This is a genomic window from Candidatus Stoquefichus sp. SB1, from assembly GCF_001244545.1.
Lineage (GTDB): Bacteria > Bacillota_I > Bacilli_A > Erysipelotrichales > Coprobacillaceae > Stoquefichus.
This window is the reverse complement of sequence record NZ_LN852695.1, coordinates 51,168-64,239: the sequence shown is the minus strand read 5'-3', so window position 1 is coordinate 64,239 and position 13,072 is coordinate 51,168. Positions and strand designations below refer to the sequence as shown.

Sequence of the window (13,072 nt, the reverse complement as noted above, 5' to 3'; positions counted from 1 at the left end):
ATGATTTTGTTTCGTTTTAGAGTCTTACAGATGTAGAAATCATGACATTTCTTTGCAAAAGAGAGTCTAATGAATCTAGAAAAAATGCACCTCAATTAATTAGAGATGCATTTTTCTTTAAGAAATTTAATTGTTTGTTCTTTATCCATTGGACGTGCATAATAGAAGCCTTGTACATAATCAATATGACAATCTTTAATCAATTGTACATGTTCTTCATTTTCAACTCCTTCAGCAACAACTGATAATCCTAAATCTTGAAAAGCACGTGTTAAGTTTTTTACAATAATAGCAGAACGAGGATGCTCAATAGCTGACCATATTAAACTCTTATCTAATTTAATTGTTCCAAACGGTATATCAAGAACTGATGCAATATTAGAATAACCTGTTCCGAAATCATCAAGACCCATGCGGATACCTTTTTGAGCTAAGGTATTGGTAAAGTCAGTCACCAACTGAACGTTTTTAGCAATAGTTGTTTCAGTAAATTCAATTTTAATTTTGGAAAAAGGAATTTGATTTTTTTCAATAATATTTATTACTTTTTCAACAAGATTATCTTCATTAAATTGAGAAGCAGAAAAATTAATATGAATAGATGTCATCTCTATATTATCATTAATCAGTAATTGAATAAATTGACAAACTTTATCAATGATTTGATATGTCATTTCAATAATTAATCCTGTTTCTTCAGCAATCGGAATAAATTCATCTGGATATAAAGGTCCTAGAGGTGAATCAGGTATTCTGAGTAAAGATTCAGCATATTGAAATTTTCCAGTTTCCATATTAATAATTGGCTGATAATAGAGTTCAAAACTTTTATCAGCAATCTTATCTTTTAATATTTGAATAATTTCATCACGTCTAGAAATAGAATTCATCATTTCTAAATCGCAATAATAAATGTCTTTATGGGGATCATGTTTTGCCTGAATGACAGCATATTCAACTGCTGTAATTAACTTTTCAGCAGTGATAGCACTAGAAGGATAACTTGCGATACCAATAACTGTAGAAATATGAATTCGATAATCATGGAGTTGCCAGGAATGATTCATTCTCTCAGTCAGTTTATGAGTAATAGACTTGACCTCTTCTTGGGAATCACCTGGAATGAGAATAGCAAATTCATCACCATTAAAACGATATACGTGATTTCGACTTGTGATAGTACATAAAAATTGTGAAATTATTTTTAAAAATTCATTTCCTTTTAATTGACCATAGATCTCATTAATTCTTTTAAAATCTCTTAAAGAAATAACCATAAGAATAAAAGGAGCTTGATTATTTTTATGAATTAAGATTTCCATCATAGAAAATAATTCAGAACGATTAGGGAGATTCGTAATTGAATCAATTGTTAATTGCTTATTTTGTAAATGTAAATAAATAATTAATAAAGCCATTGTTGCTGCAGTTCCAGATAAAATAATAGTTGGATAAATTTGTTGAATAATAATAACGATAACAGCAATGATTGGAAAGGTTGTTAATATTTTATAAATTTGATAATCAACCTTCTTTTTATTAATCATGACAATAATGACACTTGCTATGCAATATATGTAAAAAATAATATAAGTAACAGCAATTAATGAACCACGAGTATAACCATTAATTGAATCTAATTGAAATAAAAGATGAAGAACAGGGTTTAAACAAACCAAAATAACATAACCTATACCAGGAATGCTTCCCATCAACATAACTTTGAATAAGTAATCATTATCATAAATAATAGAAGCAGAATAAAGAAAATAAATCATTCCCATAAGTGGTGTACAAATGAAATAAAGAGTTGTTATGAGTTCAGTTAACCAAATAGGAAATAAATGCAGATATTGAATCATTACAGTAGATAAAATATTTGTTGCCATTGCACAAAAAGTAATCAGAAAGCAACTTTGGAAAAGTTGATTCTTTAAAGTTGGTAAAGCACTTCCTTTTCTTGAGTATATCCATATGATCATAAGAATAATGATAGATACACACTCAGGAACTATATTCCAAGACAAAAAATCTCCTCCTATTCATGATATTTTACACTGATTTTATTATAACATTAAATATAGGGAATACAAAGTTATTAGACGGATTAATCGTTATGATTTGTTAATTTTTAGTAAAAGAAGAGTTAATTAATGAAAAAGTAATATTATATCTTCATACTTCATTTGTGAAGTATAAGTTCACTATGAGTTCATGTCTATTGTATTAAATAGTAGTAAGGTGATTAGAAATGGTAAATAAAGAAAAATTAAGATTATTAGATAACAAAAATTTAAAAAAAGATATTTTGAATCAGGTTATTAAAAGTCCAGTTTTTAGTAATGTGAATAGCTTATTGCGTATGCAACAAATTTATGAAGCAGGGATTAAAGAGATTCAAACAAAGTTGGAAATATTAGATTCTGAATTTAAAGTAAAGTTTGATCATAATCCTATTCATCATATTGAATCTAGGTTAAAGAAACCAGAAAGTATTATTAAAAAAGCAATTGATAAAGATATTACATTAACTGAAAAAGAGATTATGAATCATATTCATGATATTGCTGGAATTCGAGTGATTTGTAATTATATAGATGATGTCTATGTGGTAGCACAATTGTTAATTGATCAAGATGATATTAGACTTATCAAGATAAAGGATTATATTCAAAATCCCAAACCTAATGGTTATAGAAGTTTACATCTGGTATTAGAGGTGCCTATATTTTTAGCAGAAGGAGCACAACCTATTCATGTAGAAGTACAACTTAGAACAATTGCGATGGATTTTTGGGCTTCCTTAGAACATAGATTAAGATATAAGACTGAGAATAATGTTCCAGAAGATATTAAAGATGAGTTAATCCAGTGTGCAATTGATATATCTGAATTAGATCATAAAATGCAAAATATATATAATCGTTTAAATCACGGACAAAGGAATCAGTAATGAAAATAATCATTACGATTTCTTTTTAAATTGACAATATTTGTCACAATGATATAATAATAGTAACGATTACTATTTATAGGAGGATAGAGTATGAGTAAACATTTAGGAATGGATATTCGTGTACCAATAGAATGTGATAATCCATCAATTCAAAGAGATGAAGAGAAATGCATTCGATGTGGTCAATGTAAAACAATTTGTCAAGATTATATTGGCGTTCATGGAACATATCGTTTAGAGGATACACAAGATACAGCTGTCTGTATCAATTGTGGACAATGTGCAAATGTATGTCCAGTATCAAGTATTCATGAAACTTATGAATATCCATTGGTTCAAGAAGAAATGAAAAATCCTGATAAAATCATTATTTTTAATACTTCTCCATCAGTCAGAATAGCATTAGGTGAAGAATTTGGAATGCCTGATGGTTCTTTTGTGGAAGGGAAAATGGTTGCATTACTAAGAAAACTGGGAGGTCAATTTGTTTTAGATACAAATTTTTCTGCGGACTTAACAATTTTGGAAGAAGGTACAGAATTAATACGTCGCTTAACAAATCAAACAAAGCCTTTACCACAATTCACAAGTTGTTGTCCAGCATGGGTGAAATATTTAGAAATATATCATCCTGATATGCGTGAACATCTTTCAACAGCTAAGAGTCCAATTGGTATGCAAGGACCAACTGTTAAAACATATTTTGCTAAAAAAATGAATTTAGATCCAACAAAAATTGTCAATATTGCAGTAACACCTTGTACCGCTAAAAAATATGAAATTCGTAGAGAAGAAATGTGTGATGCTGGTAAATATTTAGGAATTGATAATATGCGTGATATGGATTATGTCATTACGACAAGAGAACTTGCAAAATGGGCAAAAGAAGAAAATATTGATTTTACTTCTTTAGAAGATTCTCAATTTGATCCATTAATGGGAGAAGCTAGTGGAGCAGGAGTTATTTTTGGTAACTCAGGTGGTGTTATGGAAGCTGCTTTGCGTACTGCTTATGAAATTATGACAGGTCAGAGTGCTCCTGCTGATTTGTTGAGTTATACTCCAGTAAGAGGATTAGATGATGTCAAGGAAGCAAGTGTTGAGATTAATGGAATAACGGTTAATATTGCAGTGATTTTTGGAACAAAGAATGCGAGTGCATTTATTGAAAAAATGAAAACATCTAATAAACAATATCACTTTATAGAAGTCATGACTTGTCCTGGCGGTTGCATTGGTGGTGGAGGTCAACCAAAAGATACTCAATACCAGGGAGATATTTTACGTGCAAAACGCATTGCTGGATTATACAATCGAGATCAATCTATGTCTTTAAGAAAGAGTCATGAGAATCCAGAAATCAAACAATTATATCAAGATTTTTATCAAGCGCCGATGAGTGACTTAGCTGAAGATATGTTACATACATCATATACAGATAGAAGTAAAACTTTGGGAAAATAGAAAAGAGAGAAAGTTATTTCTGACTTTCTCTCTTTAACATTTCTTCATAACTAAACATGCAACCACAATAGTTTTGTCGATACATTTCATATTCTTTGGTCATCTGAGTAGATTTTAAATAACCATTATTTTTCTTAAAATCAGCATATAGAAATTTTGGTGCTTCACTTTGCCAACTATCACCAATTTCATTAATCCATTGACTATTCTTATGTGGAGAGATACTTAAAACAGTTGTCCAATAATCATAGTGATTGATTTTTGCATAATCAAATGTTCTTCTCATTCTTAAATTGTAACATAGACGACATCTTAAACTACCTTCAGGTAATTCTTTCAATGGGTACATATGACTCATCCATTCAGAGTGATTATACTTATCTTCAATGACTTGAATGTTTTGTTGAAAATCCTGATTGAATCTTTCAATGAAATGTAATAATTCCTGAAATCTTCTTTGATATTCTTCTGGTGGATAGATATTGGAATTAGAATAATAAATAGTAATTTCAAAATGTTCACATAATTCTTTAATAACATTGCTAGAACATGGTCCACAACATACATGTAATAATAAAGATGGTTTTGTGCCTTTAATTTTTTCAAGTTCTTCTTGTAACTTTAAATCATAGTTAATTTTCATTATTGAATAAACATGCAATCACCAAATGAGAAGAAACGATATTTTTCTTCTACAGCATGATGATAGGCTCTTAAGATATAATCTTTATTCGCAAAGGCACTTACCAACATAACAAGTGTTGATTTTGGTAAATGAAAATTTGTAATTAATGCATCAATCGCAACAAACTGATAACCTGGATAGATAAAAATATCAGTGCTTTCTTGTGTTGCTTTGAATTTTCCATATTTTTTGAAGTTGGCTTCAAGTGTACGTGTAGAAGTTGTTCCAACACTAATAATACGTTGACCATTTTCTTTTGCTTGATTTAATGTTTTGGCAACATCTTCATCAATCATATAGAATTCACTATGCATATGATGTTCTAAAACATCATCTACTTTTACAGGTCTAAATGTTCCAAGACCAACATGTAATGTGACATCTAGAATTTGAATACCTTTTGCTTTCACTTTTTCTAAGATTTCATCTGTAAAATGTAAACCTGCTGTTGGAGCAGCAGCACTTCCTTCTATTTTTGCATAAACTGTCTGATAACGATCTTGATCCTCAAGTTTTTCTTTAATATAAGGAGGTAAAGGCATTGTTCCTAACTTATCTAGAATTTCATAGAAAATACCATCATAAATCATTTGAAAATGACGGATACCTTCTTCACCAATATAGACACATTTTGCTTTTAAAGAACCATCACCAAAAGTAATCATTGTGTCCATTTTTACAATTCTTGCATTACCAACTAAACATTCCCAAATATCTTGACCTTTATCTTTTAGTAATAGGACTTCTACATGACCATTTGTTTCTTCTTTTGTTCCATAAAGTCTTGCTGGAATAACTTTCGTATTATTTCTAACCAGAATATCTCCTTCATGCAAATAATCAAGAATATCATAAAAATGTTTATCTTCAATTGTTTCTGTTTTTCTGTCTAATACCATTAAACGAGAAGTATCTCTCTTTTCTAAGGGAGTTTGTGCTATTAATTCTTCAGGTAAATGATAATCAAATTCACTTAGTTTCATTTTTAAAACGCCCTTTCATATACATCTCTACCATAACTATTTAAGAATTCTTCTTTAAAGTCTAACAAACGATCTTCTTGAATCGCAATTCTAATATCTTCACTCAACTGCAATAAGAAAGCAACGTTATGAATAGAGAGTAAACTTTTTCCAAATATTTCATCACACTTATGTAAATGTCTAAGATATGCTCGTGTATAGTGACGACAAGTATAACAATGACATTGATCATCAATAGGTGTAAAGTCATATTTAAATTTCTCATTATTAATATTGATTCGACCATGATGTGTCATTAATGCACCATGTCTAGCAACTCTCGTTGGAAGAACACAGTCAAACATGTCAATTCCTCTTAAAGCACCTTCAATAAGATCGATTGGATTTCCAACCCCCATTAAATATCTTGGTTTATCTTCTGGTAACCATTTAATCGCATCATCAATCATTTTATACATGACATCTTTAGGTTCACCAACGCTTGTTCCACCAATTGAATAACCAGGAAAATCCATTTTCACTAATTCTTTAGCACTGAGTTCTCTTAAATCTTCAAATTCTCCACCTTGAACAATTCCAAATAAAGCCTGATCACTTCTCGCATGTGCCACTTTTCCTCTTTTTGCCCAGCGCAGTGTTCTTTCTACGCTTTTTTTCATATAATCATGGGTACAAGGATAAGGAGCACATTCATCAAAGCTCATAATAATATCAGCGCCAAGATCATTTTGAATCTGGATTGCTTTTTCTGGTGATAGAAATAACTTCTTTCCATCTACAATACTTTTAAAAGTGACGCCTTCTTCTTCTATCTTTCTTGTTTTTCCTAATGAAAAGACTTGAAAACCACCACTGTCTGTTAAAATAGGCCCATCATAATTCATAAACTTATGTAAACCACCAGCTTGTTTGACAACATCTTCACCAGGTCTTAACCACAAATGATATGTATTGGAAAGAATCACTTGTGAATTCATTTCTTTTAATTGTTCAGGAGAAATTCCCTTTACTGTTGCAAGTGTACCAACGGGCATAAACATCGGTGTTTCAACATCTCCATGAGGAGTATGTAATATCCCATATCTAGCACCACTTTGTTTGCACACATGTTTTAATTCATACCAAAAACCTTCCATTATTTCACCTCTTTTTAGCACCATTCATTATACATGAAAGATACTGTAAGTTCAAATTATATTATGAATATATACTTGTTATAAGTTGATAAAATAGACTCTATAAACAAAAAAGAAGATTTATAATATCTTCTTTTGAAAATTAATCTAATTTCTTTTCAACAGCTAATTGAATTAGACATTCTTTGATTTTATTCAATGCTTTGATAGCGTCTTCATCATCCCAAAAACAAGCATGAACAATACGAAGATATCCTTCGCCCTGTAATCCATAAGGAGTTCCTTCGTTGACTGAAATATGAGCTTTATCAAGAAGATAAGCAGCAACCTCCTGACTTGTTCCAAGTTCAGAAATATCAATCCATGATAAAATCCCACTTTCAGGTAAAATAGCTTTAACATGAGGAATACTATTTAAAATACGATAAGCAATATCACGTCTTCTTAATAATCTTTCATGATAATCATGAATAATGCTTTCATCTTCTAACGCAGTAATAGCCGCTTTTTGAGCTAATGTATTTGTTGCTCCTAAAACATTAACAGCTCCTCCATAATAAACATCCATTAATTCATCATTGGCAACAATATATCCGACTCTAAACCCAGATAATCCTAATCCTTTAGAAATAGAAAAAGTCGTAATTGTTCTTTCAAACATTCCTTCAACACTCATAGGAGCAATCATTTCACGATCATCATAAATATGATCTTCAAAAGCTTGATCGCAAACTAAGACAAGGTCATGTTTTTTTACAAAATCACATAAACTCATAATAGATTGTTTATTAAAAACAGTTCCTGTTGGATTATTAGGATGGGTAATCAGAACCATTTTTGTATGATCAGTCACTCTTTTTTCAAATTCATCAATATCAAATTGATATCCATTTTCAGGTTTTAAAGGAACATGAACAGCTTTTCCTCCACATAATTTTGCATTAACAAAATTTGATGGATAACTTGGATCAGGAATCAGCACTTCATCACCTTCATTTAAAAATGGTAACATGGCATATAATAATCCGGAATCTGAACCAGGCGTAATAAGAATATTACGGCTAGGGTCTAATGTCATGTGATATGTGTTTTGAATCCTTTTGGCAATCACTTCACGTAATTTTCGATCTCCCATAGGCATTGTATAATGTGAAGGAAAGCCATTTTGAATTTCACTAATCATAGTTTTTTTGACAGATTCAGGTATTGAAGGATCTGGAAAGAAAGGATCAGCCCAAGCCATCACTGTATAGCCATTTTGGATAAGTTGGCCAGCCCCTTCACCAACATCTGCTTTTGTAACTTTTGAAAATAATCCCCCTTGTAAATCTTTAAAACGTGTATTCATTTTATTTTTAATACTCATAAAGTGCCTCCTTAATAATTATATTATAACTGTTCATCAGCTTTTTTCAATATGCAACTGTTACGTGCGTAAATGCCTAGTTGATTATGTCGCATGCTTTCAAAGAATTTGTTATGATAGAGATGCATAGAAAGGAGTATGAAATGGAACTTAAAGATAAATTATTAAAATTAAGAAAAGAAAAAGGTATGTCACAACAGGAATTAGCAAATGAATTGAATGTTTCAAGGCAATCTATCAGTAAATGGGAATTAGGGGAAAGTCAACCAGAGTTAAATAATATTGTTATGATTAGTGAACTTTATCATGTATCAACGGATTATTTATTAAAGGATATTATTGTGAATGATCAAAAAGAGAATGAAACATGTCAAAAGGTATTTGTTATATCGTTATTAATGGTTTTATTTGGAGTGATAAGTGCACATATATTATGGAATCAATATCAAAATTCTTTCTCGTTATTAGTAGGTATGTTTATTCAGATTGTAGGGATAGGTATATTTGAGTATTTTGTGATTACACTTCATAATGATCAAATACACTGGAAATTTTGGAGTATATGTATATGGCTTGTTACGTTATTGCCAGTTAAGTACTTTGTAACATATACACAAACATTTAATTTGTTTTATATGAAATTTTCTTCAATGATGAATAGTCATTTTGGTATCATATATATGTATTTACCACTATTGATTGCTATGTTTTTGAGTGGAATCCTATTCATATTGATAAGAAAAGCATTTAAGTGATATGACAATAGAGCCAATAGACAATAATTGATAAAAGTGTTAAAATATAAATAATTGAGGAGGTGAGATGCATGTATACAGATTTACAATATCATATTGTTCAATTTCATGATGCATGGCGTCGCACAGAAACTTCAAATTTTGGTTTTTCTAACAAGGGACGAGTGCGCCCAAAATAAGGGGAACCATAAACAGAAATTATAGATAGAGGTTCCATATTATTATGGAATCTTTTTTTGTTCCCCAAAAAGAAAAGGGGATTTATAATGAAAAAGAATTTATATTTAAATTATCTATTTGAGTTTTTACTCAATTTTAGATTAACATCATTGCTTTGGCCTACGTTTTTGATTGTGAAAGGATTTTCTTTAATTGATGTAGGTATATGTGAAAGTTTATTTCATATTACATCGGTATTGGGTGAAATGCCAACAGGTATTATTAGTGATTTATATGGAAGGCGATTGAGTCGTTTATTAGGGAGAATAACTGATATAGTTTCAATCTTGTTGTTGATGATGGCTCAATCTGAATGGTTGATTTACCTCTCTTTTATTCTATCGGCTTTATCTTATACGATGGAATCTGGAACAGATAGTGCTTATGTTTATGACTTGTTGATGGAAACAAGTGAGCAGGATACCTTTGCTAAAATACAAGGTAGAAGGGAAGTTGTTATTCAAATAGCCACTTTACTTGCTACAACAATAGGTGGAATGATTGCTGGATTAAGTTATCAGTTGACTTATGGCTTATCAATTCTTATTGTGATGATATCTATTTGTGTATTAATGCAGATGAAAGAAATTAAGAATCAGGATTATGTGAAAACCAATATTTTAAATGATATGAAACAACAAGTTGTTATGAGTTATCAAATGATTCAAAAAGATCATCAAATCTTTTATCTTATTTTAAGCACATCACTGTTTTCAGCAACATTAACAACATGTTATTATTATCTGACAAATTATTGGAGTGAATTGGGTATATCGATCTCTTCGATTTCTATCTTTTTAGCATTAGAAAATATAGCTGGTATGATTGCAGGAATATTAACTTATCGTATATTAAAAAAGTATTCTCAAAAAACATTATTAATTGTTTTACCAATCGGAATTATTATATCAGTTATTGGGATACCTTTTTATCCAATATCTATTTTAGCTATATGTACAATGGCTTTCTTTGAATCGATTCTCTATATTGCAATGACAACATTTCTTAATGAAAAAGTAGAAAGTCATTTAAGGGCTACACTTTTATCGGTCTTATCTTTAGGCTTTAGTCTTGCCATGATTATATATTTTCCATTAGTTGGGTTTATAGGTGAATTATTTGGTTTAAAAATAGCTTATATTACTTTATTTGTTATTGTATGTATCATTTATCTTATCTACCAATATGTTATTAGAAAACAATATATTGATTGTTCACTTGAAAAACATAATGAATGAGATAATTTATATAAAAAAAGAGGATAAGAATCCTCTAATCAAAAGTCACATATTCATTTTCCAAAGGTGGAACGACTTTCAAGTCTTCCACTTTTAAAATACACACTTCCCCTCCAATATCAGAATCAAATTCAAGATTTATTTTTCCTTTCACTTGAATCCATTCATCTGGAATCAGTTGTTTAGCAGCTGGATGTTCACATACCATACCAATCAGTGATGTATCTTCTTCACAACATACCATTGCTAATCTGCCAATCACAAAACCATCTTCTAATTGCTTATCTCTACCAATAAATTTTCCTTTTAGTGTGACTGTCTTTCCAGCATATTTATCAGGATGATCTAAAGCATCCATACAAAATATTCCAAAATCAATATCTTTGATTTCTAATTCATCTTGAGTAATATCAAATGGTAAATCATCATCGTCTAATGTATTGACAGTACCATCTTCTTTTTCATAAATAATCTGACAAGTAGAATTGATGGCTTTGATATTATTTCTTAAAAATGATTTCTTGATAGAATCATCAATACGATTAAAAATCAACAAATCACTATGAACAACATGCTGGAATAATAAAGATCTCATGTTTTGAATATATAAACCAAATGTTTGCGCATTAATTGTTGTTAAAACTTGAACAACCTGCCATTCATCAGGAAGACTACAAGCTAAGAAACGATTCACATTAAACATACCATTTAATTCAACTAAAACCTGAGTTGGATTATATTTTTCCTTTAATGATTCAAAAAATTCATATGTCCATTCATCTTCGCTTTTCACATAGATGATATCACAATTCACAGCTTCAATTTCTTCTTGATTATATTCAATTTCACCTTGTTCACTAACAATCAGTAAAGACTTCTCACCCTCACAAAAATCAGTTGTTGTTAATGTATCATTAATAAATGAAGTTTTTCCACTATCCAAAAAACCTGTAAATAAATAAATTCGTGTTTTCATTATGCAATACCAAACAATTCATCAATTTTATCTTCAACTAAATCTTTTCCAATAACACATAATCTTCCAGTATAATCGGCTGGACCATAGCGAATTTCATATTCACCAGGAACAAGATCAAAATGTAACCATTTTTTATCTGGTGTAGGTAAGATTCCTTTGGCACGTAAGATATGTCCAAATTGAGGTTGGGTTGATAAATCTTTAAGAATATTTTCTAACTGTTCATGTGTATATGTATTGATTGTTTCTTTACCCATACTTGTAAAAACTTCATCAGCGTGGTGATGATGTTCATGATGGTCATGTCCACATTTACAATCATGGTCGTGATGGTGTTCATGATGTTCATGTTTACATTCACAATCATGATCATGGTGATGTTCGTGATGATGTTCATCATGTTCATGGTGATGACCACAAACTGGACAAATTTCTGCTTCTTTTAACAAGACATCTTTTAATGAATCTTTATTTTCTAAAGCATTTAAAATTGTTTCACCAGTTAATTCTTCCCAAGGTGTTGTGATAATGTTAGCTTTTTGATTAAGTTCTTTAATAATATCAATAGCTGTATGAATTTTATCATGATCGACATCCTGTGTTCTGCTTAATATGATTGAGGAAGCATATTCAATCTGATTGTTAAAGAATTCTCCGAAGTTCAATGAATAAGTCTTACATTTTTTAGCATCAATGACAGTGATAAAACTATTCAAAACAAGTTCTTCATCATGAACATTAATAACCGCTTGAATAACATCAGATAATTTTCCAACACCTGATGGTTCAATAATAATACGATCAGGATGATAATCTTTAACAACTTTTTCTAATGCTTCACTAAAATCACCAACAAGAGAACAACATATACATCCAGAATTCATTTCTGTAATCTCAATTCCAGCATCCTTTAAGAAACTTCCATCAATTCCAATTTCTCCAAATTCATTTTCAATTAAAACAACTTTCTCATTGCTTAAACTTTCTTTAATTAATTTTTTAATTAATGTTGTTTTTCCAGCTCCTAAAAAGCCTGATATAATATCTACTTTACTCATCTTTATACCCTTCTTTCTTTTTGTATTATAACACTCGTATTTTTAACAGGCAAATGAAACATCTTTGTGATTTAACATGATAACTTTGTAATAGCGTTATTGAGAATATAAAAAGGTGAAAATACTCCCACCTTATTTATTACTCATAATGTCCTTTACATGCAATTATGAGAATATAAGGATCATCAATAGTATAAACAATTCTATTTTCGCTATCAATTCTTCTGCTTCAA

The 13,072-nt window shown here is 30.1% G+C and carries 12 protein-coding genes; 4 read left to right on the top strand and 8 right to left on the bottom strand.

The features are described 5' to 3' along the window. Positions 1-95 precede the first annotated feature (95 nt). Positions 96-2,027: a putative bifunctional diguanylate cyclase/phosphodiesterase gene (locus BN1865_RS08390; protein WP_050636817.1), complete on the bottom strand. Its 1,932-nt coding sequence runs from the start codon at positions 2,025-2,027 to the stop codon at positions 96-98. A gap of 224 nt (positions 2,028-2,251) precedes the next feature. Between BN1865_RS08390 and BN1865_RS08385 the strand changes: the two genes are divergently transcribed. Next, the gene (locus BN1865_RS08385; protein WP_050636816.1) at positions 2,252-2,953 is read left to right on the top strand and encodes a GTP pyrophosphokinase; all 702 of its coding nucleotides are present in this window, start codon (positions 2,252-2,254) and stop codon (positions 2,951-2,953) included. A gap of 93 nt (positions 2,954-3,046) precedes the next feature. Next, the gene (locus BN1865_RS08380) at positions 3,047-4,420 is read left to right on the top strand and encodes a [FeFe] hydrogenase, group A (RefSeq protein WP_050636815.1); all 1,374 of its coding nucleotides are present in this window, start codon (positions 3,047-3,049) and stop codon (positions 4,418-4,420) included. A 13-nt stretch (positions 4,421-4,433) separates the two neighbouring features. On the opposite strand, the gene BN1865_RS08375 is transcribed toward BN1865_RS08380, so the two are convergent. The 4 genes from BN1865_RS08375 to BN1865_RS08360 form a co-directional block, all read right to left on the bottom strand. Next, a complete protein-coding gene (locus BN1865_RS08375; RefSeq protein ID WP_050636814.1) occupies positions 4,434-5,063 on the bottom strand; it encodes an epoxyqueuosine reductase QueH in 630 nt (209 codons plus the stop codon). Further along, on the bottom strand, positions 5,063-6,088 hold the full coding sequence (gene queA / locus BN1865_RS08370; protein ID WP_050636813.1) for a tRNA preQ1(34) S-adenosylmethionine ribosyltransferase-isomerase QueA: 1,026 nt from the start codon (positions 6,086-6,088) through the stop codon (positions 5,063-5,065). The genes BN1865_RS08375 and queA overlap by 1 nt, the downstream gene beginning before the upstream one ends. Positions 6,089-6,090: 2 nt before the next feature. Next, entirely contained in the window at positions 6,091-7,224 is a 1,134-nt protein-coding gene (tgt, locus tag BN1865_RS08365; RefSeq protein WP_050636812.1) for a tRNA guanosine(34) transglycosylase Tgt, read from the bottom strand. 142 nt (positions 7,225-7,366) lie between these two features. Next, positions 7,367-8,590: a pyridoxal phosphate-dependent aminotransferase gene (locus BN1865_RS08360; RefSeq protein WP_050636811.1), complete on the bottom strand. Its 1,224-nt coding sequence runs from the start codon at positions 8,588-8,590 to the stop codon at positions 7,367-7,369. Positions 8,591-8,733: 143 nt separating this feature from the next. Between BN1865_RS08360 and BN1865_RS17995 the strand changes: the two genes are divergently transcribed. Both BN1865_RS17995 and BN1865_RS08350 read left to right on the top strand, forming a co-directional pair. Further along, on the top strand, positions 8,734-9,345 hold the full coding sequence (locus BN1865_RS17995) for a helix-turn-helix domain-containing protein (RefSeq protein WP_082189940.1): 612 nt from the start codon (positions 8,734-8,736) through the stop codon (positions 9,343-9,345). Positions 9,346-9,611: 266 nt separating this feature from the next. Then, positions 9,612-10,802 (top strand): MFS transporter, encoded by a 1,191-nt coding sequence (locus BN1865_RS08350; RefSeq protein WP_050636810.1) that lies wholly within the window; start codon positions 9,612-9,614, stop codon positions 10,800-10,802. A 34-nt stretch (positions 10,803-10,836) separates the two neighbouring features. On the opposite strand, the gene BN1865_RS08345 is transcribed toward BN1865_RS08350, so the two are convergent. The 3 genes from BN1865_RS08345 to BN1865_RS19100 form a co-directional block, all read right to left on the bottom strand. Then, positions 10,837-11,778 (bottom strand): TIGR03943 family putative permease subunit, encoded by a 942-nt coding sequence (locus BN1865_RS08345; RefSeq protein WP_050636809.1) that lies wholly within the window; start codon positions 11,776-11,778, stop codon positions 10,837-10,839. Then, positions 11,778-12,839, bottom strand: coding sequence for a CobW family GTP-binding protein (locus BN1865_RS08340; RefSeq protein ID WP_050636808.1), 1,062 nt, complete (start codon positions 12,837-12,839; stop codon positions 11,778-11,780). The genes BN1865_RS08345 and BN1865_RS08340 overlap by 1 nt, the downstream gene beginning before the upstream one ends. A gap of 139 nt (positions 12,840-12,978) precedes the next feature. Further along, the gene (locus tag BN1865_RS19100; protein WP_445082209.1) at positions 12,979-13,059 is read right to left on the bottom strand and encodes a hypothetical protein; all 81 of its coding nucleotides are present in this window, start codon (positions 13,057-13,059) and stop codon (positions 12,979-12,981) included. Positions 13,060-13,072: the final 13 nt, after the last annotated feature.

What these genes read in the sequence shown, in the direction of transcription:
- BN1865_RS08350 (WP_050636810.1), top strand. Translation starts at nt 9,612, where the DNA reads ATGAAAAAGAATTTATATTTAAATTATCTATTTGAGTTTTTACTCAAT.
- BN1865_RS08360 (WP_050636811.1), bottom strand. Translation starts at nt 8,590, where the DNA reads ATGAGTATTAAAAATAAAATGAATACACGTTTTAAAGATTTACAAGGG.
- BN1865_RS08340 (WP_050636808.1), bottom strand. Translation starts at nt 12,839, where the DNA reads ATGAGTAAAGTAGATATTATATCAGGCTTTTTAGGAGCTGGAAAAACA.
- BN1865_RS08345 (WP_050636809.1), bottom strand. Translation starts at nt 11,778, where the DNA reads ATGAAAACACGAATTTATTTATTTACAGGTTTTTTGGATAGTGGAAAA.
- BN1865_RS17995 (WP_082189940.1), top strand. Translation starts at nt 8,734, where the DNA reads ATGGAACTTAAAGATAAATTATTAAAATTAAGAAAAGAAAAAGGTATG.
- tgt (WP_050636812.1), bottom strand. Translation starts at nt 7,224, where the DNA reads ATGGAAGGTTTTTGGTATGAATTAAAACATGTGTGCAAACAAAGTGGT.
- BN1865_RS08375 (WP_050636814.1), bottom strand. Translation starts at nt 5,063, where the DNA reads ATGAAAATTAACTATGATTTAAAGTTACAAGAAGAACTTGAAAAAATT.
- queA (WP_050636813.1), bottom strand. Translation starts at nt 6,088, where the DNA reads ATGAAACTAAGTGAATTTGATTATCATTTACCTGAAGAATTAATAGCA.
- BN1865_RS08380 (WP_050636815.1), top strand. Translation starts at nt 3,047, where the DNA reads ATGAGTAAACATTTAGGAATGGATATTCGTGTACCAATAGAATGTGAT.
- BN1865_RS08385 (WP_050636816.1), top strand. Translation starts at nt 2,252, where the DNA reads ATGGTAAATAAAGAAAAATTAAGATTATTAGATAACAAAAATTTAAAA.